Genomic DNA, 25164 nt, shown 5'->3' on the forward strand with positions numbered 1-25164 from the left:
ATGACGCAAGGGAAAGGGCGACACGCCCGCAAGGAGAGGAGCGGCATCATTACCCGTCGGCTGGAACCATTCCCCAATCTGGTGACGATGTTCTTCACCCGCGCCGCGGAGAAGGGCGATGCGCCGTTCCTGTGGCAGAAGCGTGACGGCCAATGGGCGTCAATCAGTTGGCGTCAGGCCGCCGAGACGGTTGCGCGGCTGGCGACGGGGCTGCGGGCGGTCGGGCTGGAGCGCGGCGACCGGGTGATGCTGGTCAGCGTGAATCGCCCCGAATGGTGCCTGTCCGATCTGGCGATCATGGCCGCGGGCTGCGTCACCGTGCCGACCTACACCACCAACACCGAGCGCGACCACGCGCACATTATCGAGAATTCGGGCGCGAAGGCGGTGATCGTCTCGACCGCGAAGCTCGCCAAAGGGCTGATGCCCGCGATCCTGCGCTCGATCCGGCCGCAGATGCTGATCGGGATCGAGCCGATGCGGCTGGGGCAGACCGCGATCGACGTCCACGACTGGCGGACGCTGATCGAGCGGCATCCCGCGGACGTCGCCACCGTCGCGGCGCGGGCCGATTTCGCGCGCAGCGATCTGGCCTGCATCATCTACACCAGCGGCACCGGCGGCGCGCCGCGCGGAGTGATGCAACATCACGGCGCGATCCTGCACAATGTCGCGGGCTGCTCGGCGGTGGTCGCGGAGGATTTCGGCTGGGGCGACGAGGTGTTCCTGTCGTTCCTGCCGCTCAGCCACGCTTATGAGCATACCGGCGGGCAGTTCTTTCCGATCGGGATGGGTGGCCAGATCTATTATGCCGAGGGGATCGACAAGCTCGCCGCCAATATCGAGGAAGTTCGCCCGACGATCATGTTCGTCGTGCCGCGCTTGTTCGAGGTGCTGCGCACGCGGATCAGCAAGGCGATCGAGCGGCAGGGCGGCCTGCCTGCCAAGCTGCTCGCCGCCGCGCTCGATATCGGGGCGAAGCGCGATGCCGGGCGGCTGCGGTTGACGGACCGGCCCAAGGCGTTGCTGGTCGATACGCTCTTCAAGCCCAAGATCGCGCGCAAGTTCGGCGGGCGGATGAAGGCGATGATCTCGGGCGGCGCGCCGCTCACCCCGGAGGTGGGCGTGTTCTTCCAGTCGCTCGGTGTCACCTTCCTGCAGGGCTATGGCCAGACCGAGGCGGCGCCGGTGATCTCGTGCAACCGCCCCAGCGCCGGGGTGACGATGGACTCGGTTGGACCGCCGCTTCACGCGACCGAGGTGCGGATCGCGGAGGATGGCGAGATATTGGTGCGCGGCGAGCTGGTGATGCATGGCTATTGGCGCAACGAAGCCGAGACCGCGCGAGTGCTGAAGGACGGCTGGCTGCACACCGGCGATATCGGCGAGATTGATCCCGCCGGGCGCATCCGCATCACCGATCGCAAGAAAGACCTCATCATCAACGACAAGGGCGAGAATGTCGCGCCCCAGAAGGTCGAGGGGCTGCTGACGCTCCAGCCCGAGATCGGGCAGGCGATGATCGCGGGCGACCGCAAGCCGCATATGGTGGCGGTGCTTGTACCGGATGCCGAATGGAGTGCGGAATGGGCGGCGGCTCACGGCAAGACAGAGGCGGTACTGGCGGAGGACCCGGCATTTCGATCTGCGGTGCAGGCGGCGGTGGATCGCACCAACGCGATGCTGTCGGTGACCGAGCGGGTGCGGCGCTGGATTTTGGCGGACGCGCCGTTCTCGATCGAGAACGAGCAGCTGACGCCGAGTTTGAAGATCCGTCGGCATGTGTTGCGGCAGGTGTATGGCGCGCGACTTGATGCGCTTTATGGGGCGGGGTGAGGGGCGGGCTTTGAGCGAGCCGCTCGTAAGATGGCGCCGTCGCCCCTGCGAAGGCAGGGACCTATGGCTGTTTAGTCGGTATGAGCGAGCCCGGACACGGGGGCCGGTCGTGTGTCCTCGCTGTCATACGAGACGCGACAGACATGGGCCCCTGCCTCCGCAGGGGCGACGGTGGGCTACATGTTGATCTTTTCCCACAGGTCTTCCCAAGCGGGGTTCATCCGCCCGATCAGGTTGAGCTTCCACGCGCGCTTCCATTTCTTCAGCGCCTTTTCGCGGGCGATCGCCTCGAGCATCGTGTCGTGCCGTTCGACATACACCAGCCGCGTCAGGCCGTGCTCGCGGCAGAAGTCGGAGCCTCAGCCCTCGCGATGCTGCTGGACACGCGCCGCGAGGTGGCCGGTCACGCCGATGTAAAGCGTGCCGCTGGGTTCATCGGTCATGATGTACACCCACGGCAACGGGCGGCCTCGCTCTTGGAGAGAGCCATGGGCCCCTGCCTGCGCAGGGGCGACAGTCAAATACCCGCGCTGACCCGCCAGATCGTGTTGCCGACATCGTCCGCGACCAGCAGCGCGCCCGCCTTGTCGGTGATGACGCCGACCGGACGACCGTGCGCTTCGTCGTCCTTGTTGAGGAAGCCGGTCAGCACGTCGACGGGCTTGGCGCCCTTCACCGGCCAGCCGTTTGCGTCGAAGGGAACGAACACGACCTTGTAGCCCGACAGCGGCTTACGGTTCCACGAACCGTGCTCGCCGATGAACGCGCCGCGCGCGAAGCGGTCGCCGAGCTTCGCATCCGCCGCGAAGGTCAGGCCCAGAGCGGCGACGTGCGGCCCCAACGCATAATCGGGACGCTTCACGTACTGCCGCAATTGCGGATTCCTGGGCTCGACGCGCGTGTCGATATAGCCGCCCCAGTAATACCATGGCCAGCCGAAGTGGTCGCCAAGCTCGACCGCGGTCAGATAATCGGGGACGAGGTCGGAGCCGAGCATGTCGCGCTCGTTGACGACCGTCCACAGCCGGTTGGTGCCCGGGACCAGCGCCATCCCGTTGGCGTTGCGGATACCGGCGGTGAAGACGCGATACTTCTTGCTGTCCGGATAGACCTGCAGGATCGCGGCGCGGTCGTGCTCGGCGTCAAGACCGTCCTCGGCGATGTTGGTGGCCGAGCCGACCGAGACGTAGAGCGTCTTGCCGTCCTCCGCGACGATCACGTTGCGCGACCAATGATTGCCGCCGCCGGGATAGGTAACGACCATCTCCGGACGCGCCGTGATCTTCGTTGCGCCGTCGCGGTACGGCACGCGGACCAGCGCATCGGTATTGGCGATGTAGAGCTGCCCATTCAGCAGCGCCATACCGGAGGGCGAGTTGAGCCCAGTGAGAAACGGGGTCTTCACTTCCGCCACGCCGTCGCCGTTCGCGTCGCGGAGCAATGTGATACGATTGGCGGAGGGCACACCCGCGCCGACCTTGCCGAGCAGCTGGCGCATCACCCAGCCCTTGATCCCGCCGCCCGAGCGCGGCGGCGAGTTGGTCTCGGCGACCAGCACGTCGCCGTTGGGCAGGCGATAGAGCCAGCGCGGGTGGTCGAGCCCGGTCGCGAATGCCGCGGTCTTCAGCCCGGCGGCAGCGGTAGGCGCCTCGCCGGCCTTCCAGCCGATCGGGTCAGCGGTCTTGACGGTCGGCAGCACCTGTTCGCGCGGCGGCGTGATGTCCGGGCGCGCGCCCGTCACTGCCGCCACGTCGCGGCGGGCGGCGTCGGGCCATGACAAATAGAGGAAGATCGCGACCCCTAGGGCGATCAGCAGGCCGATGACGGCGAGGACGTGTTTGCGCATGACGCGAATGTAGGCGCGTGGGCGGGGAGACGCCACCGGGTTCGTGCCCCGACCTTCGTCATGCCGGACCTGATCCGGCATCCCGCTTCTGCCGCTCGGTGGAGAAGAAGCGGGTCCCGGATCAAGCCCGGGACGACGGCGGATTATTCGTCGACCCCCTCGGGCACCGGCACCGGTGGGTGAAGGCGCAGGCGGTTGATGCGGCGTTCGTCGGCATCGGTCACCTCGATCCGCCAGCCGCTGGGATGGTCGATGCACGTGCCGGCCTCGGGCACATGCCCGGCGAGAACCGCGGTGAGCCCGCCGATCGTGTCGACGTCGCTCTCGGCCTCGGCAAGCCGCGCGTCGACGGTGGTGCCGACATCCTCCAGCTCGACCCGCGCATCCACGTCCCATGCGCCGCCGTCGAGCGGGACGAGCAGCACCTCTGGCGCGTCGTCATGCTCGTCCTCGATCTCGCCGACGATCTCCTCGATCAGATCCTCGATCGTCACGAGCCCCTCGGTTCCCGAATATTCGTCGAGCACGATCGCGAGATGGATGCGCGACTGCCGCATGTCGGCGAGCAGGTCGAGCGTGCCGCGGCTCATCGGGACGTAGAGCGGCTGACGGATCAGCGCCTGAATGTCGGTCGGGCGCTCGCCGCCCGCCGCGAGGATCGCGAACACGTCCTTTAGGTGGACCATCCCGACGACATGGTCGAGATTGCCGCGATAGACCGGCAGGCGGCTGACGCCGGCTTCGTGGAAAACGTGGACAAGATGGTCGAAGGTGGTCGCTTCCTCAACCGCGATCACGTCGGCGCGCGGCACGCCGACGTCGCCGGCGTCGCGCTCGCTGAAATGCAGCAGGTTGCGGACCATCTGCCGCTCCAGCGCGGTCAGGTCGCCCTTGATCTCGGGCGCGGGATCTTCCTCGTAACGGTCGATCGCCTTCTCCAGCAATTCGCGCAAGGTCGCCTCGCGCGGCTCGCCGAAGATCATGTTGCGCAGCCCGGTCCACAGGCCGCCTTCATGGTGCTCGCCGCCGTTCGCGGCGCTACTTCGGTCGTCGGCCATGGCCGTGGTGTTCAATCCTCGCGTATCAGATAGGGATCGGCGATGCCCAGATCGGCCAGGGCGTCGCGCTCGATCTGCTCCATCGCGTCGCCCTCGTCGTCGGTCATATGGTCATAGCCTAGCAGATGCAGGCAGCCATGCACCACCAGATGCGTGAAATGATCGGCCGTGCCGATGTTCCGCTCCGCCGCCTCGCGTTCGCAGACACCGTGCGCGAGGACGATGTCGCCGAGCAGCACCTCGCCATCGTCGCTGTTCTGCGTGACGGTGTCGATCAGGTCGGCCTGCACCATCGGGAAGGACAGGACGTTGGTGGGATTGTCCTTCTGCCGATACTGGCGGTTGAGCCCCTGCACCTCGTCGTCGGTGGCGAGGCGGACGCTGATCTCCACATGCGCGGGGGTGGTGATGAGGTCGCCGTACGGGGTGCGCGCGATCGCGGCGCGCGCGGCGGCAAGCGCGCGGGCGTCCCAGTCGGTGTCGGACCACGGGTCCTCGCGGGTGAGTTCGATGTGGATCATGTCAGCCGAGGTCCGTCTGGGAGAAGTCGTTGCGCTTGTAGAGCAGGCGCGCGCCATGCGCCTTGGCGCAGGCATAGGCGAAGCAATCGCCCATGTTGAGCTGTGCGGGGTGTCCGGTGCCCTTGCCGTAGCGCGCGGCGGCATCGATCGCGATGAGCGCTTCGCGCGCCCCGATCGCAACGGGGCGCAATTCAAGCCTGTCGATCAGGATGCCGAGCTCGCCACGCGCGTCACCAAGCGACAATGTCCGCTTGCGCGCAATCGCAAGGACAGCCTCCCATTCGCCCGTCGGGCAATAAAGGCGGTCGTCATGCTCATCCAGTCGTGCGGCCAGCGCGCGGGCGTCCTCTTCCTTGACCGCCATGGCGACGAGCGCGGATGCGTCGATCAGAATGGTCAATAGTCGTCTTCATCGTTGAGGCTGTCGTAGAACGCCTTGTCCGCCTCGAGCCCGGTCGGTTCGCCGAGCTTGTGCGTCCGCCAGAACTCTTCCAGCACGTCGACAGCCGAACGTCGACCGCGGGGAGCCTCGCGCTCGAGTTCGTGGGTCAGGGCCAGCTTCACTGCCGCAGTCTTGGTCAGTCCGCGCGCAGAAGCGAGCCGTTCCGCCAGCAAGTTAGTCTCTTCATCCTTGATGAACAGCGACGCCATGGGAGCCTCCGGTATATCCCGATAAGCTATAAAGGATATCCCAGCGCGTCAACCGGCCACCCCCTCATACGCCTCGACGATCCGCCCGACGATCGGATGGCGGACCACGTCGGCGGCGGTGAAGCGGCATAGCGAGATACCCTCCACGCCCTCCAGCCGCGTCGTCGCGTCGGCCAGCCCGCTCGCGCCGACACCGCCGGGAAGATCGGTCTGGTTGGGATCGCCGCAGATCACCATCCGGCTGTTCTGGCCAAAGCGCGTCAGGAACATCTTCATCTGCGCGGGCGTGGTGTTCTGCGCCTCGTCGAGGATCACGAACGCATCGCCCAGCGTCCGTCCGCGCATGAAGGCGATCGGCGCGATCTCGATCTCGCCGCTCGCGATGCGCCGCTCGACCTGCTCGGCGGGCAGGCAATCGTACAGCGCGTCATAGAGCGGGCGCAAATACGGATCGACCTTCTCCTTCATGTCGCCGGGCAGGAAGCCGAGCCGCTCGCCCGCCTCGACCGCCGGTCGCGACAGGATCAGCCGCTGGACGCTGCCCGAAATCAGCTGCGCCACCGCCTGCGCGACCGCGATATAGGTCTTGCCGGTGCCCGCTGGCCCGAGCGCGAAGATCATGTCGTGGGTGGTCAACTCGCGCATGTAATGCGCCTGCGCGGGCGTACGCGGGACAATCGTCTTCTTGCGCGTGCGGATCATCACCGAGGGTGTTGGGCTGCGCTCGGCGGAGATGATGCCGTCGAGCACCGGCTCCGCCGCCATCGCGATCGACGCGTCGACGAGGCCGGTGTCGACCTCCTCGCCGCGCTGAAGACGTGCGTAGAGATCGTGAAGCACGTCGCGCGCGAGCGCCACCTGCTCGGCGGTCCCCTCCAGCCCGACGCGGTTGCCCCGCGCGGTGATATACACCCCCAGCCGGTTCTCCAGCGCCACCAGATGCTGATCATACTGGCCGAACAGCCGGCTCAGCAGTTGTGGGCGGTCGAAGATGACCTCGACGCGCGAACGCTCGCCCGCCTGGGCGGGGACGGGTTTACGGCTCATGCGGCTCCTGTGACGATGGGCGACACGCGGCAGATCGCCGCAAAAGGCGAGATAGTTGCAGCGCGTGACGGCACAATGGCATCGCCGGAGAATGTGACAGGGGTTGTGCGTCGCGGGAAGGTGGAATCGTCATGGCCCCCGTCGTCATTGCGAGCCTGGCGACGCAATGACGACTGAAGACCTACGCCGCTGCCAGCGTCCGCATCTCGCCGGTCAGCGACAACGGCCCGGCCTGCGTCAGCGTCACGTCGAGCACGTCGCCGATCGCGTGCGGACCGACGACGTGCACCGATTGCAGCCATGGCGACTTGCCGAGCCATTGCCCCTCGCGCTTGCCGCGGCGCTCGATCAGTATGCGACAGTCGCGGCCGACCGAGGCGGCGTTGAACGCCATCTGATCGCGGTTGAGCGCGGCCTGCAAGCGCTGGAGACGTTCGTCCATGACCTCGGCTGCGACCTGCTCGCCGAGCGTCGCCGCGGGCGTACCGGGGCGCGGCGAATATTTGAAGCTGTACGCCTGCGCATAGCCGACCGCATCGACGAGGCTGAGCGTTTCGGCAAACTCCGCCTCGGTCTCGCCGGGGAAGCCGACGATGAAGTCGCCCGATAGCGCGATATCGGGGCGCGCCGCGCGGATGCGGTCGAGCAGCCGCAGGTAGCCGTCGCGCGTGTGCTGGCGGTTCATCGCGCGCAGCACCCGGTCGCTACCCGCCTGCACCGGCAGATGGAGGAAGGGCATCAGGCTCTCGACGTCGCGATGCGCGTCGATCAGCCCCTGCGCCATGTCGTTGGGATGGCTGGTCGTGTAACGAATCCGCGCCAGCCCGTGGATGCGGTCGAGCGCGCGGATCAGGTCGTGGAGCCCCCGCCCCTCGCCGTCGGTCCAGGCGTTGACGTTCTGCCCGAGCAACGTGATCTCGCGCGCGCCGGCATCGACCAGCGCCTTCGCCTCGTCGACGATCGCCGCGAACGGGCGGCTGATCTCCGCGCCGCGCGTATAGGGCACGACGCAATAGGTGCAGAATTTGTCGCAGCCTTCCTGAACGGTCAGGAACGCGCCGGGTGCGACCTTGCGGCGGGCGGGCAGCGCGCCGAACTTCGAGGCGAGCGGCATGTCGGTGTCGAGCGCGGCCTCGCCCTTCGTCGCGGCGGCGACCAGCTTGGGAAGATTGTGATAGGCCTGCGGGCCGACCACGACATCGACCTTGGCGCGGCGGACGATCTCCTCGCCCTCGGCCTGTGCGACGCAGCCGGCGACCGCGATCATCGGCGCGCGACCCTCGGCACCCGCGACCTTGCGAACGCGGCCAATGTCCGAATAGACTTTTTCGGTCGCCTTCTCGCGGATGTGGCAGGTGTTGAGCACGACGAGATCGGCGGCATGGGCGTCGTCGGTGGCGACCATCCCCTCCGCCGCCATCAACTCGGCCATCCGCTCCCCGTCATAGACGTTCATCTGGCAGCCGAACGACTTGACGTGGAAGGTCTTCGGCGGAGTCTTTGAAGGCACGGACATGGCGCGCGCCTTAGCGGAAACGCGTCAGGCTGGCCAGCGCAGCAGCATGTCGACGCGGTCCAGCCCCGGAGCATAGCCGTCCGGCACCACCCGTTCCACGACGAAGCCGAAGCGCGCGTAGAAGCCCTGCGTGTGCTGGCTGGTGTCGAGCCGCACCTGCCGCACGCCCGGCGTGGCGCGGGCGGCGGCGAGCCGCGCGTGCGTCAGGATGCGACCGAGGCCGGTGCGATGCTGCGCGCGGTCGACCATCCCCCAGCAGAAGCCGGCGGTCTCGCCATCGGCGGTGACACGGTGTCCGCCGCACGCCACGATCACCCAGCCACGCTCGACGACCTGAAAGGCCGAGCTGGCGGCATGCGCGTCGAGGAAGACGGCGAAGTCCGCGCGCTCACCCGCGGCGAAGAAGGTCGGCGTGTTGCCGTCGAACAGCGCGAGACAGGCGGCGCGGTCGGCGGCAACATAGCCACGGACGCGGGTGCAGGTCATCGCTGCGTCTTGAGATAGGCGATCAGGTCGGCGCGCGCGAGCGGATCGCGGACCCCGGCGAATGTCATCGTCGTCCCCGGCACGTTGGCGCGCGGGTCGGTCAGCCAGGCGTCGAGCCGCTGGTCGTCCCAGACGCCGCGCTGCGCCTGCAAGGCGTCAGTATAGCCGAATCGCGGGCGGTTCTGCGCGATCGGCGCACCATAGACGCCGTGCAGGTTCGGGCCGTTGCGATCCGCGCCGCCCGCCGCGATCGAATGGCAGGCGGCGCATTGCCCGAAGCGGCGCGCGCCGGCCTGCGCATCGGCGACTTGCATATATTGCGCGAAGGTCGGATTCGGGCCGAGCCGCGCGCGCCGCTCGGCGCTGTCGTCTCGCGAGCAGGCGGCGAGCGCGACAATTGCCGCGAGGACGATGCGACGGTTCATGCCGCCGCCGCGATCTGCGCACGCGCCGCGGCAGCGATCGCCTTGCGGTCGCCCTCGGGGACGAAGGGTGCGAGGAAGTGCAGCGTCGCGACGAACGTGCCGCGCCGGTTGAGGACGCGCTTCGCATGGTGCGCGCCGTCCTCGGCGCCGACCCATGCCACGTCAGGAGTCGCCGCGCCGTAATCGATCCGCACCGGCTGGACGCGCACGCCGGGCGGCGGCGGCGCGAGCGCGGCGAGCAGCCCGGCCTTGAATGGCCCGAGCGTCACGCCGTCGCCGGTCGTGCCCTCGGGGAAGATCGCCACCGGCTGCGGGCGGGCGAGCTGGTCGCGGAGCGCCGCGACCTGCGTGTCGATCCCCATCCGGTCGCCGCGGCGCACGAACAGCGTGTTGTTGAGCGTGCACAGCCAGCCGACCAGCGGCACGTCGCGCAACTCGGCCTTGGCGACGAACGCCGCCCCGCTCGCCCCGGCCAGCGCGAGGATGTCGATCCAGGTGACGTGATTGGCGAGCAGCACCGCGTCGCGGCGCAGCGGCGCGCCGATCACGCGCACCCGTGCCCCGACGATCCGCGCCACCCAGCCGAGAAATCTGCGCGGCCATGGTGAGCGCAGGCGGAACAGCCGCCACGTGCCGTGCAGGAGGAGCGCAACGACCAGCGCCGCCGCAAGCGCGACGAGCCGTCCCCAGCCGCGCGCATTCAATCGCATTTCAATCCTTGCGGAGCGCGACGCCGTACAATTCCATCCGGTGATCTACCAGCCGGAAGCCGAGCCGCTCGGCGATCGCCTTTTGCAGCAGCTCCAGTTCGGGATCGACGAACTCGATCACCTTGCCGGTCTCGACATCGATCAGATGGTCGTGATGCGCCTCGGGCGAGGGTTCGTAGCGCGCGCGGCCGTCGCCGAAATCATGCCGATCGAGGATGCCCGCCTCCTCGAACAAGCGGACGGTTCGATAGACGGTGGCGATCGAGATGCCGGGATCGATCGCAGAGGCGCGCGCATAGACCTTTTCCACGTCCGGATGGTCTTCCGCCTCCGACAGGACGCGCGCGATGACGCGGCGCTGTTCGGTGATACGCAGGCCCTTTTCGTGACACAGCGCTTCGAGATCGATCTTGCGAGCCATGTCCGCCATGTAATGGATCGTGCTTGTTGCGAAAAGTGCTACCGACTCGCAAGAACCGATTATCGATGGATTTCGAGATCGCGCGCATAGGTATGCGCGTCGAATGCCTGTCCGCCCGGCCCGCGATAGTAATTCCGACGCACCCCGGCGGGGAGGAAACCGTGCGCGCTATAAAGCGTAACCGCCGGGTTGTTGGCGCGCACTTCCAGATGCAGCTTCGCCACGCCGCGCCCTTCGCATTCGGCGATCACCCCGCGCAGCAATGCCGCGCCGACGCCGCTGCGCCGCGCGGGCGGGTCGACCGCGATCAGCAGCAGCTCGGCCTCGTCCATGATCGCGCGAACCAGCGCAAAGCCGACCACCACGTCATCCACGCGCGCCAGCGTCAGCCAGACGCCGGGCATGGCGAGGATGCCGATGCACTGGCTGCGCGTCCACGCCTCGCCATAGCGCGGATCGAAGGCGGCGAGCATGATGCGGTCGACCGCCTCGGCGTCGACCGCGCCGCCCGGTGCCAGCTCGATCAGCCGTACCCGCGTGCTCATCGCAAGGACGGCGTCGCCGCCGTGGGCAGCTTGGCATCGGGCGCGCGGCCGTAGAACGGCACTGGCGGTAGCGCGCGCGCCGCGGGTGGGAGCAGCAGCGCGTAGCGCGCGTCCGGCAAGCTCTCGTCGAGCGGCACGTCGGCGTCGAGCGCGGCGAGCCAGCGGGTGCCGCTGCCGATCGCGCGGCGCCCGTCTAGCGCAGCCAGCGCCGCAGCCGGGGTCAGCGAGCGGGGTGCGTCGAGCGCGGCAAAGGGAGCGGTGAAGCCCTGCATGAAGACCTCACCGTGCCCGCCTTCCATCACCACCGCAAGCGGGCGCGGATCGGCGGCGAGCGCAGCGATCGCGACCAGCGACGGCGCGCCATAGCCCGCGACCTCCGCGCCCCAGCCGAACGCGAGCGCGCGCGCCGCGGCGATCCCGACGCGGATGCCGGTGAAGCTGCCCGGCCCGACATCGACCAGCACCCGGTCGGCACGCCCGCCCTGCGGCAGCGCCGCGATCATCGGCACCAGCCGCTCGGCATGGCCACGCCCGACCACGTCATGCGTGTGCGCGACCAGTTGCCCGTCCTCGAACAGCGCGACCGAACAGGCGGCGGTCGCGGTGTCGATCACCAGGGTACGCATCACGCGAGGCGGTTTAAGGTCTCGAACGCCGGGCGCGGGTTGCGCGGGTGAAGCGTATCGCGGTCGCCATAGCCAAGCGTCGCGATAAAGTTCGCGTGGACGTCGGGTGTGTCGGTGAAGAACGCCTTGTCCACCGCGCCGGCATCGAAGCCAGCCATCGGTCCGACATCCAGCCCAAGCGCGCGCGCGGCAATAATCAAATAAGCGCCCTGCAACGACGAGTTCTGGAACGCCGACCGCTCCCGCAGCGCGCGATTGTCCGCGAACCAGCTCCGTGCATCGGCGTTCGGGTAAAGCGTCGGAAGCTGCTCATGGAATTCGATATCCATGCCGATCACGACGCTGACCGGTGCCTTGAGCACCTTTTCACTGTTACTGTCCGAACAGGCTGCGGCGAGCTTCGCCTTCGCCTCGTCCGAGACGCACCATACCAGCCGCGCGGGCAACTGGTTGGCGGAGGTCGGCCCCATCTTCATCAGATCCCAGATCGCGTGGAGCTGGTCCTCGCCGACCGGTTCGTCGCGATAATGATTGAAGGTGCGCGCGGTGCGAAACAGCTGATCAAGCGCATGGTCGTCGAGCGGGGCGGCCATCGGGAACTCCAGTTGCGGGTAAGAACGGCGTGCGGTCAGACCGCGCGGACCTCGGTCACCTCGGGAACGTAATGGCGCAGCAACTGCTCGATACCGTTCTTGAGCGTCGCGCTCGACGATGGGCAGCCGGCGCACGCACCCTGCATCCGCAGGAACACCTTGCCCTTGTCAAAACCGCGATAGACGATGTCGCCGCCGTCATTGGCGACCGCCGGGCGGACGCGCGTATCGATCAGTTCCTTGATCTGCGCGACGATGTCCGCATCCTCGGGGTTGTCCGCAAAGGTTTCTTCCTCTGCGGGAACACTGAAGCCCGCGCCGCCGGTGCGGAACAGCGGCATTTGCGCGGTGAAATGATCCATCAGGATCGCGAGCACGTCGGGCTTGAGCGTGCGCCAGTCGACACCGGGCGCCGCCGTCACCGAGACGAAGTCGCGGCCAAAGAACACGCCCGTCACATCGCCGAGCCCGAACAGCGTGTCGGCCAGCGGGCTCGCCTCCGCTTCTTCAGGCGTGGCAAAGTCGCGCGTGCCGGCATCCATGACGGTGCGGCCGGGCAGGAATTTGAGCGTCGCCGGATTGGGCGTGGCTTCGGTTTCGATCAGCATGGCGGCGATGTGGCGCGTGCAGCACGCCGGATCAAGCGCGCAGGGTGAAAGCGATCGTTTCGGGCGGGATAGGTGGAGGGTGAGCCCTCACCCGGTCGACATTCCCGCGAAGGCGCAGATGTCGACCGGTGAAGACGGTCAGCCGTCCATCTGCTCCACCGCCGCATTCCATTTCGCAACATTTGCGCGCGCCTCCTGCACGAAGGCGGAGCGCCGGATCGCGCCAAGGAACAGGTCCGCAGCCCATTTGCCTGGGCGGCGCAGCGGGCGCTCGAACTGGATCAGCAACACCACCCGCGTGCCGTCGGTTTCGTTCCACACTTCATGGTCGTAGGTGTCGTCGAACACCAGCGTCTCGCCCTCCGACCAGCGAACGATCCGGTCGCCGACGCGCATCCGCACGTCGCCGTCGCGCGGGACGATCAGCGCGAGATGACAGGTGATGAGGCCCTTCGACACGCCACGGTGCGCCGGAATGTGAGCGCCGGGCGCGAGGATCGAGAAAAAAGCGGTGGTCAACCCCGGCACGCGCGCCAGCACGTCGCGGGTGCGCGGGCAGCGGGTCAGATTATCGTCGATCCGATAGCCATAGCCCCACAGGAAATAGGATCGCCACTTGCCGGACCGGGCAATCGCGCGATGATCGGGGGAGATGGTCGCGAGGCTGGGCGCGGCGTCGCCGACCAGCGCGACCGCGCGCGCCTCGGCCAGTATCGCCTGCCAGTGATTGCGGAGCAGCGCGGTCCAGGCGAAATCGCGTACATCGAGCACCGGCGCGTTGGCGACCAGCGACGACCCTGCGATCAGCCGGTCGAAGGTGCCGCGCAGCCGCTTGCCCATACGCACCGGCCATCCGCGACCGGACCCGGCGACGGACGAGGACAACACGCGCGCGGCCAACGATCCCGGTGCGGCTATTCTCAGATCGGACCTCATCATCTGCTTGTCGATCAACTGGTTGCCCGCCGCCGGACGACGGGAAAGCGGCGGCGAATACACCCGCATCGCGGCCAGAACGTGGCGCAGAACGGCGAAGGAAAGGCGGGCGGGCGTTGCCGCGCGCCGCGCCCGTCCCTACAATCGCATCATGCATCCTTATTCGCGCGTGCTCGCGAAGCCGCTCGTCGCCCTCCTGCTCGTCTCCGTCGCGCTGCCGCTTCCCGCGCAGCAGCGGGCGCGGCGCGCGCCGGTCGCAACCTCCTCCGTGCCTACGCAGGCGGCCGCGCCGATCACGGTCGACACCCGGCCGTGGCTGTTCGCCGATTCGGACATCCCGCCCGACACCAACTGGCATTTTGGCGCGCTGCCCAGCGGCTTACGCTATGCAGTGCGGCGCAACTCGGTGCCGCCGGGGCAGGTCGCGGTGCGCGTCCGCATTGACGCGGGATCGCTGTACGAGACCGATGCCGAACAGGGCTTCGCGCATCTGATCGAGCATCTGTCGTTCCGCGGCTCGAAATACGTCCCCGATGGAGAAGCCAAGCGCGTGTGGCAGCGGTTTGGCGCGACGTTCGGCAGCGATTCCAACGCCTCGACCACCCCGACGCAGACCGTCTACAAGCTCGACCTGCCCGGCGCGACCGACGTCAAGCTGGACGAGAGCCTCAAGATCTTCTCGGGCATGATGGCCGCGCCCGCGATCAGCGACGCCGGCCTCGCCGCCGAGCGCCCGGCGGTGCTTGCCGAACAGCGCGAGGCACCGGGGCCGCAGGTCCGCTACGGCGACGCGCTGCGCCAGACGTTCTTCGCGGGCCAACCGCTCGCCAGCCGCTCGCCGATCGGGACGATCAAGACGCTCGAGGCAGCCAGCCCGGCCAGCGTGCAGGCGTTCCATGACAAATGGTATCGCCCGTCGCGTGCCGTGGTCATCATCTCGGGCGACATCGACCCCGATGTCGCCGCGAAGCTGGTCGTCAAGAATTTCGGCGGCTGGCAGGGCAAGGGCGCCAATCCCGCCGATCCCGATTTCGGCACGCCGCAGACCGGGGATCCGATCGCCAAGACGATCGCCGAGCCGTCACTGCCGCCGATCGTCGCCACCGCGGTGCTGCGCCCGTGGAAATATCAAAGCGACACGATCATCTTCAACCAGAAGCGGATGGTCGATCAGCTCGCGATGCGGCTTATCAATCGTCGGCTGGAGACGCGCGCCCGTGCCGGGGGCAGCTTCCTGCAGGCGTCGGTCAACCTCGACGACGTGTCGCGCTCCGCCAACGGCACCTTCACCAACGTCATCCCGATCGGCGACGACTGGGAGGCGGCGCTGAAGGACGTGCGTGCGGTGATCGCCGATGCGATGGCCACGCCGCCGACGCAGGGCGAGATCGATCGCGAGCTGGCCGAGTTCGACGCCGCGATGAAAAACGACGTCGATACCGCGCGCGTCGAGGCGGGCGCGAAGCAGGCCGACGACATGGTCAGCGCGCTCGACATCCGCGAGACGGTGGCGGGGCCGCAGACCAGCTACGACATCCTCAAGCAGGCGCGCACGAAGGGCATGTTCACCCCGGCCGCGATGGTCGAATCGACCAACCGGCTGTTCAAGGGCGACGCCAACCGCGCGTTGGTCAACACCCGCACCCCCGACGAGGGCGCGGCGGCGAAGCTGGCGGCGGCGATGAAGGCCGACGTGTCGAAGCTGGCGGGCAAGCGCACGCAGCAGGCCGCGGTCGATTTCTCGCGCGTCCCAAAGCTCGGCCAGCCCGGCAAGACGGTGGCGCAGGCGCGGGTCGGCGATCCCCCCATGGAGCAGGTGACGTTCGCCAATGGCGTGCGGGCGTTGATCTATCCGAACGCGTCGGAGACCGGCCGTGTCTATCTGCGGGTGCGCTTCGGGCGCGGCTATCAGGCGCTGCCCGCCGACCGTCCGACGCCGGCATGGGCGGGCGACACCGCGCTGATCGCCAGCGGGATCGGCTCGCTGAACCAGAGCGATCTCGACCAGCTGACCACCGGGCGGCGGATGGGGCTGGACTTCGACATCGGTGACGATGCGTTCCTGTTCGGCGCGCAAACGACGCCCGGCGATTATGCCGACAATCTGACGCTGATGGCGGCGAAGCTGGCCGCGCCGCGCTGGGACAAGGCGCCGGTGGCGCGCGCACGCGCCGCGATGCTGGCGGGCTATGCGGGGCTGTCTTCCTCGCCCGATGGCGTGCTGGCGCGCGATCTGGAAGGCTTGCTGCGTGACGGCGATCCGCGCTGGGGCGTGCCCACGCTCGAGCAGATCGACAAGCTCGATGCCGCGTCGTTCAAGAAGCTGTGGCAGCCGCTGCTCGCGACCGGGCCGATCGAGGTCGATGTGTTCGGCGACGTGAAGGGCGACGAGGCGATCGCAGCGGTGGCCAAGAGCTTCGGCGCGCTCAAGGCACGGCGCGCGGACGACCCGCGCTCGCCGACGGTACGCTTCCCCGCGCATGTCGCGCAGCCGGTGATGCGCACCCACGACGGCGACGACAACCAAGCCGCGGCGGTGATCGCCTGGCCGACCGGCGGCGGCTCGGCGGATCATGCCGAGCAGCGGCGGCTGGACGTGCTGGCGGCGGTGTTCAACGACCGGCTGTTCGATCGGCTGCGTTCGGTAGCAGGGGCGAGCTATTCGCCGAGCGCGCAGAGCCAGTGGCCGGTCGGCCAGCCCGGCGGCGGGCGGCTGGTCGCGATCGGCAAGGTCGCGCCCGACAAGGTGCCCCTGTTCTTCCAGCTCTCTCGCCAGATCGCCAGCGAGCTGGCATCGACACCGGTCAGCGAGGACGAGCTGCGGCGCACGATCGTGCCGATGCTGCAATATATGGCGCGCGCCTCGTCGGGGAACCAGTTCTGGCTGCTTCAGACCAGCGGCGGGACCTTCGACCCGAAGCGGATCGAGGCGAGCCAGAGCCTGGTGAGCGACTTCACGACGATCACCCCCGCGCTGTTGCAGGCGACCGCGGCGAAATATCTGAAGCCGGAGAAGGACTGGACGATGGCGGTGGTGCCGAAGGGGGCCGCGGTAGCGAAGTGAGGGTGGCGGCGGCCTTCTGAGCCGTCGCCCCTGCGCACACAGGGGCCTATGGCTGTCGCGTGTGTCGATCGGGCTGACACATAGAGCGACCGCTACGTGTCAGATCTTCCGCGTCTCGACACAGACATGAGCCCCTGCCTGCGCAGGGGCGACGGTGGCTGTGGCGGCGGTTACGCCAGCAGTTTCGGCCCGTCCTTCTGCAGCTTGGCACGCAACTGCTCGCCGAACATGCCGAGCAGCCCCGGCAGCTCGAACAAGGCGTGGACGTTTCGCTCGGTGACGTCGAGCTGGACCGCGACCCGCTGGCCCATGCCCTCGATCACGAAATGCAGCGTATCGCCGTCCCAGCGATGCTCGCTGACGTGCCCGCCGGGAATATAGCCGGCAAGCTTGTCGAACCCGCCCTCGATTCGCGTCCGCGCACCGGCGACGCCCAGCTGATGCGGCAGGTCCACTTCGATCGGCTTGCTCATGCGCTCCATCCATCACGTGTCATGCGGTACTGATACGCCTCGCAACCGTCATCGTCACGCCCTACCTCCCGCGGATGGCTTGCGATGACGCGCGGGGCGTCGCAGGAGGCGTCGACACCTGCGCGAAGGAAGCCCTGCCCTGTCCTATCGTTCCTCGATCGAAGCGTTTCCACGGCGTTATCCGGCGCTGAGCGCGCTGTTGCTGGGCGTCGCCGCCGCATGCGGGTTCGCGCCGCTGGAATATTGGTGGCTGGCGATCGCCGCCTTCGCGGGGTGGATCGCGCTGATCCATGCCGCGCCGACGCGCGGGCAGGCGCTGTGGCGTGGCTGGGCGTTCGGCGTCGGGCATTTCACGATCAACGACAACTGGTTCCAGCACGCCTTCACCTTTCAGGACCAGATGCCGCACTGGCTGGGCTATGCCGCGCCATTCGCGCTGGCGCTGTATCTGGCGGTGTTTCCGGCACTGTGCGCGGGGTTGGCGTGGCGCGGACGTGCGCCACGGATTGACGCCGGGTTCGTGCTGCTGTTCGGGGCGTGCTGGATCCTGACCGAGTGGATGCGGAGCTGGCTGTTCACCGGTTACGCGTGGGACCCGCTGGCGGTGATGTGGGTGCCGGTGCAGCCGGTGGCGTGGCTGGCGACGCTGGTGGGCACCTATGCGCTGTCCGGGCTCACCGTGACGGCGGCAGGGGGGCTGTTGCTGCTGCCGGGGGGGCGCAGACAGATCGGCATCGGCGTGGTCGCATTCGCGCTGCTGACCGTGGCCGCGCTGCTGAGTTACCGGTCGGAACCGGCACCTGCCGCCGCAGACGCACCAAAACTGGTCGTCGTTCAGCCCAACGTCCCGCAGGACCAGCGCGGCGAGAGCGACCAGGCGATGATGCTCGCGCGGCTGCTGCGGCTGTCGGGCACGCCCGGCGCGGCGCCGCGGCTGGTGATGTGGCCCGAGGGCGTGATCCGGGACTTCATCGAGGATGATTATCCCTATTGGGTTTATGGCAACACCAGCCCGTGGCTGACGCGGACACGGATGGCGTCGGTGCTGGGGCCGCGCGACATGCTGCTGACCGGCGGCACCGCGCTGCAATTCGACAGCAAGGGCGACGTGACCACCGCGAGCAACTCGGTTTTCGCGCTCGACGCGCGCGGGCGCATTCGCGGCCGCTACGACAAGGCGCATCTGGTGCCCTATGGCGAGTATCTCCCGATGCCGTGGCTGCTTAAGCCGCTGGGGCTCTCGCGACTGGTGCCGGGCGACATGGACTTCGCGCCGGGGCCGGGGCCGCGCACGATGACGGTGCCCGGATTTGGCGCAATCGGGATGCAGCTATGCTACGAGATCATCTTCTCGGGGCAGGTGGTCGACCCGGCGCACCGTCCGCGGCTGATCTTCAACCCATCGAACGATGCGTGGTTCGGTACATGGGGGCCGCCGCAGCATCTGGCGCAGGCACGGCTGCGCGCGATCGAGGAAGGGTTGCCGGTGGTTCGCGCGACACCGAACGGCATTTCGGCGGTGATCGGCGCAAACGGCGCGCTGCTGGCGACGGTGGCGCATCGGGTCGCCGGTGCGGCGGTGGTGCCGGTGCCACCGGCGCACGTACCCACGCTCTTCTCGCGGCTGGGCAATTGGGCGGCGTTGCTGGTCGGGACGGTCCTGACGCTCGTCGCATTTGCGTTGCGGCGTCGATCGCGGTAACGACATAAAGCTATCTTTATATCGTTATCTGCCGGAGCCTCCATGCGTCAGTCGTTCATCTTCACGTCCGAGTCGGTGTCCGAAGGTCATCCCGACAAGGTCGCCGACCAGATTTCGGATTCGATCGTCGACCTGTTCCTGTCCAAGGATCCCGAGGCGCGCGTCGCGTGCGAGACGCTGACCACCACGCAGCTCGTCGTGCTGGCGGGTGAGATCCGTGGCAAGGGCGTGTACGAGAACGATCAGTGGGCGCCGGGCATCCAGGAAGAGATCGAGGCTACCGTTCGCGCGACCGTGAAGCGGATCGGCTATGAGCAGTCGGGCTTCCACTGGAACGAATTCCGCTTCCTCAACGAGCTGCACGGCCAGTCGGCGCATATCGCGATGGGCGTCGACGAGAGCGGCAACAAGGACGAGGGCGCGGGCGACCAGGGCATCATGTTCGGGTACGCGACCGACGAGACCCCGGGCCTGATGCCGGCGACGCTGTATTACAGCCACAAGATCCTCGAGCGGCTCGCCGCCGATCGTCACTCGGGCGCCGCGCCGTTCCTTGAGCCCGACGCCAAGAGCCAGGTGACCTTGCAGTATGAGAACGAGGTACCGGTCAAGGCGACCGCGCTGGTCGTCTCGACGCAGCACGCGCCGGGCTATTGCGAAAAGGGCGACAATGCTGACGCGTCCAAGTACGCGATCCTGCGTGATTACGTCATGGGCGTGTTCAAGGACGTGCTGCCTGACGGCTTCATCGACGACACCACCAAGATCTACATCAATCCGACCGGCCAGTTCGAGATCGGCGGGCCGGACGGCGACGCGGGCCTGACCGGCCGCAAGATCATCGTCGACACCTACGGCGGCGCAGCTCCGCACGGCGGCGGTGCGTTCAGCGGCAAGGACCCGACCAAGGTCGACCGCTCGGCGGCTTATGTCGCGCGCTATCTGGCGAAGAACGTTGTCGCGGCGGGCCTCGCCAAGCGTTGCACGATCCAGCTGTCCTACGCGATCGGCATCGCCGAGCCGCTGTCGGTCTATGTCGACCTGCACGGCACCGGGACGGTCGCGGAAGCCAAGCTGGAGGCGGCATTGCCGCAGCTGGTGCGCCTGACGCCGAAGGGCATCCGCGAGCATCTGGCGCTCAACAAGCCGATCTATTCGAAGACGGCGGCCTACGGGCATTTCGGCCGTGATGCCGAGGGTGACCTGTTCACCTGGGAAAAGACCGATTTGGTCGATGCGCTGAAGCAGGCCGTCGCCTGACCTGATTGCCGGGGGAGGCTATCTGAAGCCTCCCCCGTCACCGAGCGGAGCGGTGACGAGGCTGATGACGTAGCCCCCGCTTTGTTCTACCGCCCTTGGCCATGATCGCGCATCTCAAGGGCATCCTGACCTCGACCGGCACCGACCATGCGGTGATCGACGTCCACGGGGTCGGCTATCTGGTCGGCGCGTCGGCGCGGACGCTGTCCGCGATCGGACCCGTCGGCGAGGCAGCCACCCTCTTCACCGAAATGCTGGTCGCCGAGGATTTCATCCGGCTGGTCGGCTTCGCAAGCGCGGCGGAGCGCGACTGGTTCCGGCTGCTGACCGGGGTGCAGGGCGTCGGCGCGCGCGTGGCGCTGGCGATCCTGTCGGCGCTGGAGCCCGCCGACATCAGCCGTGCGGTGATGGCGCAGGACAAGGCGACCGTCGCGCGCGCCAATGGCGTCGGCCCGAAGCTGGCCGAACGGATCGTCCGCGAGCTGAAGGACAAGGTCGGCGGCGTGGCGCTGGGGCCATCCGCCGCGGCACAGGTGGTGCCGGTCGGCGCCGGCTCCGACGCGGTGTCGGCGCTGCTCAACCTGGGCTTCCGCCCGGCGGAGGCGGCGAGCGCGGTCGCGGCGGCGGAAGAGGAATTGGGTGACGGCGCGTCGCTGGATGCGCTGGTGCGACTGGCGTTGCGCAAGGCGGCGAAGTAGCGGCTTTTCTGGAATCGTCATCCCCGCGTCGGCGGGGATACAAACGCGCAGGTCTTCATAAGAGACGAAACGTCAGAGGTTCTAAATTCCCGCCTTCGCGTGAAAAACGGTGACTCTGACGTCTGGTCAGGCTTGAACCGGCAAGCGCCGCGCCGTTCGTGCTGAGCTTGCCGAAGCACGTGCCTCGCAACACGCCCCCTTCGACAGCCTGCCGAAGCAGGCGCTCAGGACAGGCTTCGACAAGCTCAGAGCGAATAGAGCCTTCAACGTACCCGCGCTTGCTTTTTGACTTTAGGTCCCGGGTCAAGCCCGGGACCACAATGTCACGCGCCAGCCGACGCGCCGCTGCCACCGCGGCCGCGGCCACGTCCGCCCCGGCTGCGGCGGGCCCCACCGCCGCCGGCGCTGGCGTTCGCATAGTTGCGGCCGCCCTGCGCCGAACCCGGCGTCGCGCGCGGAGCGTGGCTCGCCTTCGGACGGGCCGGGCCGCGCTGATTGCGTGGGCGATCCTCGCGGGGGGCGGGATCGGCACCGATCGTCTTGACGCGCTGTGCCTTCAACTGCTCGGCCTGCTTGAGGAAATCTTCGGGCAGCTCGCTGACCGGGATCTTCTGGCGCGTAACCTTCTCGATGTCCTTCAGGTACGGCTTCTCATCGTCGGCGCAGAATGCGACCGCCTCACCGCTACGCCCCGCGCGCGCCGTGCGGCCGATACGGTGGACATATTGCTCCGGCACGTTCGGGAGCTCGAAGTTGAAGACGTGGCTGACCCCCGAAACGTCGATCCCGCGGGCGGCGATGTCCGTCGCGACCAGGATCGGCACCTCGCCGGACTTGAACGCCGCCAGCGCGCGCTCACGCTGCGGCTGGCTCTTGTTGCCGTGGATCGCGTTCGCCGCGACGCCGTTGCCGGCCAGCAGTTTCACGACACGATCGGCGCCATGCTTGGTGCGGGTGAACACCAGCGCACGATCTACCGGCATATCGCGCAGCAGGATGGTCAGCAGCGCCTGCTTTTCCGACTGGTTGCAGAAGATCACCGACTGGTCGACGCGCTCGGCGGTGGTCGCCGCCGGCTTGATCGAGACGGTCGCGGGATCGTTGAGGAACTGCGACGCCAGATCTCGGATCGCGGCCGGCATCGTCGCGGAGAAGAACAGCGTCTGCCGCTTGCGCGGAACCATCCGCACGATCTTCTTGAGCGCGTGGATGAAGCCGAGGTCAAGCATCTGGTCGGCCTCGTCGAGCACGAGGATCTCGATCATCGACAGATTGATATAACCCTGCTCGACACAGTCGATGAGGCGGCCGGGCGTGGCGACCAGGATGTCGACGCCGCGCGACACATCGGCGCGGTTCTTGTTGATGCTGGTGCCGCCGAACACGGTCGCAACCGACATTTTCGAGAACTGGCCATAGGCGCGCGCCGAATCGGCGATCTGGCTGGCCAGCTCACGCGTCGGCGCGAGCACCAGCATCCGGCAATGCGTCGGAAGGACGCGCTTGCCGGCCTCGTTCAACCGCTGGATCGACGGCAGCACGAAGGCAGCGGTCTTGCCGGTGCCGGTCTGCGCGATGCCGAGCAGATCGCGACCTTCCAGAAGCTGCGGAATCGAGTCGCGCTGGATCGGGGTGGGTTCGACATAACCCTTGGCTTCGAGCGCGCGGACGAGCGGCTCGGCGAGCCCGAGATGAGCAAAAGACATGGAAATATAGTCCTGAGTACAGGGCCCTCCGCGCACCAGACAGGCGCACGGGTGGCGGGGAAAATTGACACCCCGCGTGACTTGGGAAGCCCGTGAAAAACGACCGAGGCGGAGCCGGGACCACAAGGTCCGATCACGCTGCCAACGCCTCGATGGCAGGCCACTTGGCGAATTTCCTGACAGAAGTCAAGGTGGGCCTTTCACGGGTTGATCGCGCAACCGTTGCGAACGTATCGCGTTCGCACCCCGCCATGACCAAACAACTGCCCGCCACCCTGCGTCATGCGCCCGATGCACCTCCGCTAGGCCGTTGGGATTGGGACGTTATCGCCGACCGTGTCACCTCCGATGCCGGATTTGCCCGCCTCTACGGCGTCGAACCCGATACCGCGGCGACGGGCGCCCCGATCGCCGAATTTTCTCACGGCATCGCGCCGCAAGACTTGCCGCGTGTTCGAGCCGCGATCGCGCGCAGCATCGACGATGGCGTGCCGTTCGAGGAGGAATATCGTATCGCCGGCCCCGGTGGGCGCTGGCGATGGGTCGCTGCACAGGGGCGGGTCGACCGCGATGCGGACGGACGCGTCACGCACTTGCCCGGGATCAGCTTCGACATCGACGCCCGCAAACGTGCCGAACTGCGGCTGGCGGCGCTGGTCGAGCTGGGCGACCGGTTGCGCGATCCGGGCGATGCCGGCGATCTGGCGCTGGCGGCGGCGCGGGTGCTCGGCAATGCGCTGGAGGTCAGCCGCGCCGGCTACGGCACCGTCGATCCGGTCGCCGAGACGATCACTACCGAGCGCGCCTTCTGCGCCGAGGGGATCGACGCGCTGCCGGCAGTGCTGCACTTTCGCGATTACGGCAGCTATATCGAGGATCTGAAAAACGGCGTTACCGTTGCGATCGCCGACGTGCGCGAGGACGACCGAACCCGCGACACTGCCGAGGCGCTGCGCGGCCTCGCGGCGATGTCGTTCATCAACCTGCCCGTCACCGAACAGGGCGGGTTCGTCGCGCTCCTTTACCTGAACCACGCCGAGCCGCGCGAATGGCTGGAGGACGAACTGGCGTTGGTACGCGAAGTGGCGGAGCGGACCCGCGACGCGGTAGAGCGCCGCCGCGCCGAACTTGAGCTGGCGACCCTCAACGAACGGCTGGAGCAGGAGGTCGAGACGCGCACCGCCGCGTTGATGGCGGCCGAAGCGCAGCTTCGCCAGGCGCACAAGATGGAAGCGGTTGGGCAGTTGACCGGCGGGCTGGCGCACGATTTCAACAACCTGCTGACCGGCATCTCGGGCGCGCTGGAGATGATGCAAGTCCGCGTCGCGCAGGGGCGGATCGGCGAGCTGGACCGCTATGTCTCGGCGGCACAGGGCGCGGCGCGGCGCGCGGCGGCGCTGACGCACCGGCTGCTCGCCTTCTCGCGCCGCCAGACGCTCGATCCGCGCCCGACGAACGTCAACCGGCTGGTCGCGGGGATGCAGGAGCTGATCCACCGTACGCTCGGCCCGTCGATCACCTTGGAGGTGGTCGGTGCGGCCGGACTGTGGAACACGCTGGTTGATCCCAACCAGCTCGAGAACGCGCTGCTCAATCTGTGCATCAACGCACGCGACGCGATGCCGGACGGCGGGCGCGTCACGATCGAGACCGCGAACAAATGGCTCGACGAGCGCGCCGCGCGCCCGCGCGACCTGCCGCCCGGCCAGTATCTGTCGCTGTGCGTCAGCGACACCGGCACCGGCATGACCCCGGAGGTGCAGGCGCGCGCCTTCGACCCGTTCTACACCACCAAGCCGATGGGCGAGGGCACCGGGCTGGGTCTGTCGATGATCTACGGCTTCGCGCGTCAGTCGGGCGGGCAGGTGCGGATCTACAGTGAACCGGGACAGGGCACGACGGTGTGCATCTATCTGCCGCGCCACCATGGCAGCGTCGACGAGGAAGGCGAGGCCACGCTGCCGCTTGATCAGGCGCAGCAGGTGGAGGGAATGCCGACCGTGCTGGTCGTCGATGACGAGCCGACAGTGCGGATGCTGGTGATCGAAGTGCTCGACGGGCTGGGCTATACGGTCTTGGAGGCGGGCGACGGTGCAGGAGCGCTGCGAATGCTCGACAGCGGCATCCGCCCCGACCTGCTCGTCACCGACGTCGGGCTGCCCGGACAGATGAACGGGCGGCAGGTCGCCGACGCCGCGCTGACGCGCTTCCCGACGCTGCGCGTGCTGTTCATCACCGGCTATGCCGAGAATGCGGTGATCGGCAGCGGGCAGCTCGATCCGCACGTCGCGCTGCTCACCAAGCCGTTCACGATGGAAGGGTTGGCCGCGAAGGTTCGGACATTGCTTTCCGAAGCCTGACCGCTGCGACGAAACGCGTCGTCGCACGGAACCGCAGCGCGCGCCGTCCCTTTGATCCACGACACCCGCGCGCCCT

General features: G+C 67.8%; 24 protein-coding genes and 1 pseudogene. 6 read left to right on the forward strand and 19 right to left on the reverse strand.

What is annotated here, in order from left to right:
• Entirely contained in the window at positions 1-1836 is a 1836-nt protein-coding gene (locus ACI2JO_RS06655) for an AMP-dependent synthetase/ligase (RefSeq protein ID WP_404719914.1), read from the forward strand.
• A 176-nt stretch (positions 1837-2012) separates the two neighbouring features.
• Here the strand turns inward: ACI2JO_RS06655 and ACI2JO_RS06660 are convergent.
• The 17 genes and pseudogenes from ACI2JO_RS06660 to ACI2JO_RS06740 all read right to left on the reverse strand — a co-directional run bounded on the left by ACI2JO_RS06660 (position 2013) and on the right by ACI2JO_RS06740 (position 13729).
• Positions 2013-2297, reverse strand: a pseudogene (locus tag ACI2JO_RS06660) (GIY-YIG nuclease family protein).
• 56 nt (positions 2298-2353) lie between these two features.
• On the reverse strand, positions 2354-3682 hold the full coding sequence (locus tag ACI2JO_RS06665; RefSeq protein ID WP_404719915.1) for a PQQ-dependent sugar dehydrogenase: 1329 nt from the start codon (positions 3680-3682) through the stop codon (positions 2354-2356).
• Between the two features lie 143 nt (positions 3683-3825).
• Entirely contained in the window at positions 3826-4740 is a 915-nt protein-coding gene (locus tag ACI2JO_RS06670; protein ID WP_404719916.1) for a hemolysin family protein, read from the reverse strand.
• An 11-nt stretch (positions 4741-4751) separates the two neighbouring features.
• Positions 4752-5261 carry an rRNA maturation RNase YbeY gene (ybeY, locus tag ACI2JO_RS06675; RefSeq protein ID WP_404719917.1) on the reverse strand — a complete coding sequence of 170 codons (510 nt, stop codon included), beginning with the start codon at positions 5259-5261 and terminating at the stop codon, positions 4752-4754.
• Between the two features lies 1 nt (position 5262).
• Entirely contained in the window at positions 5263-5661 is a 399-nt protein-coding gene (locus ACI2JO_RS06680) for a type II toxin-antitoxin system VapC family toxin (protein WP_404719918.1), read from the reverse strand.
• Positions 5658-5912 (reverse strand): type II toxin-antitoxin system VapB family antitoxin, encoded by a 255-nt coding sequence (locus ACI2JO_RS06685; protein WP_404719919.1) that lies wholly within the window; start codon positions 5910-5912, stop codon positions 5658-5660. The genes ACI2JO_RS06680 and ACI2JO_RS06685 overlap by 4 nt, the downstream gene beginning before the upstream one ends.
• 48 nt (positions 5913-5960) lie before the next feature.
• Positions 5961-6959: a PhoH family protein gene (locus tag ACI2JO_RS06690; RefSeq protein ID WP_404719920.1), complete on the reverse strand. Its 999-nt coding sequence runs from the start codon at positions 6957-6959 to the stop codon at positions 5961-5963.
• 181 nt (positions 6960-7140) lie between these two features.
• Complete coding sequence (gene miaB, locus ACI2JO_RS06695) at positions 7141-8475, reverse strand: tRNA (N6-isopentenyl adenosine(37)-C2)-methylthiotransferase MiaB (RefSeq protein WP_404719921.1); 1335 nt, start codon at positions 8473-8475, stop codon at positions 7141-7143.
• 24 nt (positions 8476-8499) lie between these two features.
• Positions 8500-8961, reverse strand: a complete 462-nt coding sequence (locus tag ACI2JO_RS06700; RefSeq protein ID WP_404719922.1) for a GNAT family N-acetyltransferase — start codon at positions 8959-8961, stop codon at positions 8500-8502.
• On the reverse strand, positions 8958-9386 hold the full coding sequence (locus ACI2JO_RS06705; RefSeq protein WP_404719923.1) for a c-type cytochrome: 429 nt from the start codon (positions 9384-9386) through the stop codon (positions 8958-8960). The genes ACI2JO_RS06700 and ACI2JO_RS06705 overlap by 4 nt, the downstream gene beginning before the upstream one ends.
• Positions 9383-10096, reverse strand: coding sequence for a lysophospholipid acyltransferase family protein (locus tag ACI2JO_RS06710; RefSeq protein ID WP_404719924.1), 714 nt, complete (start codon positions 10094-10096; stop codon positions 9383-9385). Before ACI2JO_RS06710 ends, ACI2JO_RS06705 begins: the two co-directional genes overlap by 4 nt.
• A 1-nt stretch (position 10097) precedes the next feature.
• On the reverse strand, positions 10098-10517 hold the full coding sequence (locus tag ACI2JO_RS06715) for a Fur family transcriptional regulator (protein ID WP_028967193.1): 420 nt from the start codon (positions 10515-10517) through the stop codon (positions 10098-10100).
• Positions 10518-10576: 59 nt separating this feature from the next.
• A complete protein-coding gene (rimI, locus tag ACI2JO_RS06720) occupies positions 10577-11062 on the reverse strand; it encodes a ribosomal protein S18-alanine N-acetyltransferase (protein WP_404719925.1) in 486 nt (161 codons plus the stop codon).
• The gene (tsaB, locus tag ACI2JO_RS06725) at positions 11059-11688 is read right to left on the reverse strand and encodes a tRNA (adenosine(37)-N6)-threonylcarbamoyltransferase complex dimerization subunit type 1 TsaB (protein ID WP_404720339.1); all 630 of its coding nucleotides are present in this window, start codon (positions 11686-11688) and stop codon (positions 11059-11061) included. Before tsaB ends, rimI begins: the two co-directional genes overlap by 4 nt.
• Positions 11688-12281 (reverse strand): malonic semialdehyde reductase, encoded by a 594-nt coding sequence (locus ACI2JO_RS06730; RefSeq protein WP_404719926.1) that lies wholly within the window; start codon positions 12279-12281, stop codon positions 11688-11690. The genes tsaB and ACI2JO_RS06730 overlap by 1 nt, the downstream gene beginning before the upstream one ends.
• A gap of 35 nt (positions 12282-12316) precedes the next feature.
• Positions 12317-12889 (reverse strand): NifU family protein, encoded by a 573-nt coding sequence (locus ACI2JO_RS06735; protein WP_404719927.1) that lies wholly within the window; start codon positions 12887-12889, stop codon positions 12317-12319.
• Positions 12890-13027: 138 nt separating this feature from the next.
• On the reverse strand, positions 13028-13729 hold the full coding sequence (locus ACI2JO_RS06740; RefSeq protein ID WP_404720340.1) for an aspartyl/asparaginyl beta-hydroxylase domain-containing protein: 702 nt from the start codon (positions 13727-13729) through the stop codon (positions 13028-13030).
• A gap of 247 nt (positions 13730-13976) precedes the next feature.
• On the opposite strand from ACI2JO_RS06740, the gene ACI2JO_RS06745 reads away from it, so the two are divergent.
• Entirely contained in the window at positions 13977-16889 is a 2913-nt protein-coding gene (locus ACI2JO_RS06745) for a M16 family metallopeptidase (protein WP_404719928.1), read from the forward strand.
• Positions 16890-17059: 170 nt separating this feature from the next.
• Here the strand turns inward: ACI2JO_RS06745 and ACI2JO_RS06750 are convergent, their stop codons facing one another.
• Positions 17060-17362 (reverse strand): polyhydroxyalkanoic acid system family protein, encoded by a 303-nt coding sequence (locus tag ACI2JO_RS06750; protein ID WP_404719929.1) that lies wholly within the window; start codon positions 17360-17362, stop codon positions 17060-17062.
• Between the two features lie 199 nt (positions 17363-17561).
• On the opposite strand from ACI2JO_RS06750, the gene lnt reads away from it, so the two are divergent.
• From lnt to ruvA, 3 genes are all read left to right on the forward strand, one after another.
• A complete protein-coding gene (gene lnt, locus ACI2JO_RS06755) occupies positions 17562-19064 on the forward strand; it encodes an apolipoprotein N-acyltransferase (RefSeq protein WP_404719930.1) in 1503 nt (500 codons plus the stop codon).
• 42 nt (positions 19065-19106) lie between these two features.
• On the forward strand, positions 19107-20324 hold the full coding sequence (metK, locus tag ACI2JO_RS06760) for a methionine adenosyltransferase (protein ID WP_404719931.1): 1218 nt from the start codon (positions 19107-19109) through the stop codon (positions 20322-20324).
• Positions 20325-20425: 101 nt separating this feature from the next.
• Positions 20426-21022 carry a Holliday junction branch migration protein RuvA gene (gene ruvA / locus ACI2JO_RS06765; RefSeq protein ID WP_404719932.1) on the forward strand — a complete coding sequence of 199 codons (597 nt, stop codon included), beginning with the start codon at positions 20426-20428 and terminating at the stop codon, positions 21020-21022.
• A 323-nt stretch (positions 21023-21345) separates the two neighbouring features.
• Here ruvA and ACI2JO_RS06770 read toward each other — a convergent pair whose 3' ends face one another.
• Entirely contained in the window at positions 21346-22728 is a 1383-nt protein-coding gene (locus tag ACI2JO_RS06770; RefSeq protein ID WP_404719933.1) for a DEAD/DEAH box helicase, read from the reverse strand.
• Positions 22729-22979: 251 nt separating this feature from the next.
• On the opposite strand from ACI2JO_RS06770, the gene ACI2JO_RS06775 reads away from it, so the two are divergent.
• A complete protein-coding gene (locus ACI2JO_RS06775) occupies positions 22980-25088 on the forward strand; it encodes an ATP-binding protein (protein WP_404719934.1) in 2109 nt (702 codons plus the stop codon).
• Positions 25089-25164: the final 76 nt, after the last annotated feature.

Source organism: Sphingomonas sp. NPDC079357 (assembly GCF_044901155.1).
GTDB lineage: Bacteria > Pseudomonadota > Alphaproteobacteria > Sphingomonadales > Sphingomonadaceae > Sphingomonas.

What these genes read in the sequence shown, in the direction of transcription:
- ruvA (WP_404719932.1), top strand. Translation starts at nt 20,426, where the DNA reads ATGATCGCGCATCTCAAGGGCATCCTGACCTCGACCGGCACCGACCAT.
- ACI2JO_RS06775 (WP_404719934.1), top strand. Translation starts at nt 22,980, where the DNA reads ATGACCAAACAACTGCCCGCCACCCTGCGTCATGCGCCCGATGCACCT.
- ybeY (WP_404719917.1), bottom strand. Translation starts at nt 5,261, where the DNA reads ATGATCCACATCGAACTCACCCGCGAGGACCCGTGGTCCGACACCGAC.
- ACI2JO_RS06685 (WP_404719919.1), bottom strand. Translation starts at nt 5,912, where the DNA reads ATGGCGTCGCTGTTCATCAAGGATGAAGAGACTAACTTGCTGGCGGAA.
- ACI2JO_RS06770 (WP_404719933.1), bottom strand. Translation starts at nt 22,728, where the DNA reads ATGTCTTTTGCTCATCTCGGGCTCGCCGAGCCGCTCGTCCGCGCGCTC.
- ACI2JO_RS06740 (WP_404720340.1), bottom strand. Translation starts at nt 13,729, where the DNA reads ATGGGCAAGCGGCTGCGCGGCACCTTCGACCGGCTGATCGCAGGGTCG.
- ACI2JO_RS06745 (WP_404719928.1), top strand. Translation starts at nt 13,977, where the DNA reads ATGCATCCTTATTCGCGCGTGCTCGCGAAGCCGCTCGTCGCCCTCCTG.
- ACI2JO_RS06715 (WP_028967193.1), bottom strand. Translation starts at nt 10,517, where the DNA reads ATGGCTCGCAAGATCGATCTCGAAGCGCTGTGTCACGAAAAGGGCCTG.
- ACI2JO_RS06750 (WP_404719929.1), bottom strand. Translation starts at nt 17,362, where the DNA reads ATGAGCAAGCCGATCGAAGTGGACCTGCCGCATCAGCTGGGCGTCGCC.
- ACI2JO_RS06735 (WP_404719927.1), bottom strand. Translation starts at nt 12,889, where the DNA reads ATGCTGATCGAAACCGAAGCCACGCCCAATCCGGCGACGCTCAAATTC.
- tsaB (WP_404720339.1), bottom strand. Translation starts at nt 11,688, where the DNA reads ATGCGTACCCTGGTGATCGACACCGCGACCGCCGCCTGTTCGGTCGCG.
- ACI2JO_RS06665 (WP_404719915.1), bottom strand. Translation starts at nt 3,682, where the DNA reads ATGCGCAAACACGTCCTCGCCGTCATCGGCCTGCTGATCGCCCTAGGG.
- ACI2JO_RS06710 (WP_404719924.1), bottom strand. Translation starts at nt 10,096, where the DNA reads ATGCGATTGAATGCGCGCGGCTGGGGACGGCTCGTCGCGCTTGCGGCG.
- ACI2JO_RS06655 (WP_404719914.1), top strand. Translation starts at nt 1, where the DNA reads ATGACGCAAGGGAAAGGGCGACACGCCCGCAAGGAGAGGAGCGGCATC.
- ACI2JO_RS06700 (WP_404719922.1), bottom strand. Translation starts at nt 8,961, where the DNA reads ATGACCTGCACCCGCGTCCGTGGCTATGTTGCCGCCGACCGCGCCGCC.
- ACI2JO_RS06690 (WP_404719920.1), bottom strand. Translation starts at nt 6,959, where the DNA reads ATGAGCCGTAAACCCGTCCCCGCCCAGGCGGGCGAGCGTTCGCGCGTC.
- ACI2JO_RS06705 (WP_404719923.1), bottom strand. Translation starts at nt 9,386, where the DNA reads ATGAACCGTCGCATCGTCCTCGCGGCAATTGTCGCGCTCGCCGCCTGC.
- ACI2JO_RS06730 (WP_404719926.1), bottom strand. Translation starts at nt 12,281, where the DNA reads ATGGCCGCCCCGCTCGACGACCATGCGCTTGATCAGCTGTTTCGCACC.
- metK (WP_404719931.1), top strand. Translation starts at nt 19,107, where the DNA reads ATGCGTCAGTCGTTCATCTTCACGTCCGAGTCGGTGTCCGAAGGTCAT.
- miaB (WP_404719921.1), bottom strand. Translation starts at nt 8,475, where the DNA reads ATGTCCGTGCCTTCAAAGACTCCGCCGAAGACCTTCCACGTCAAGTCG.
- rimI (WP_404719925.1), bottom strand. Translation starts at nt 11,062, where the DNA reads ATGAGCACGCGGGTACGGCTGATCGAGCTGGCACCGGGCGGCGCGGTC.
- ACI2JO_RS06670 (WP_404719916.1), bottom strand. Translation starts at nt 4,740, where the DNA reads ATGGCCGACGACCGAAGTAGCGCCGCGAACGGCGGCGAGCACCATGAA.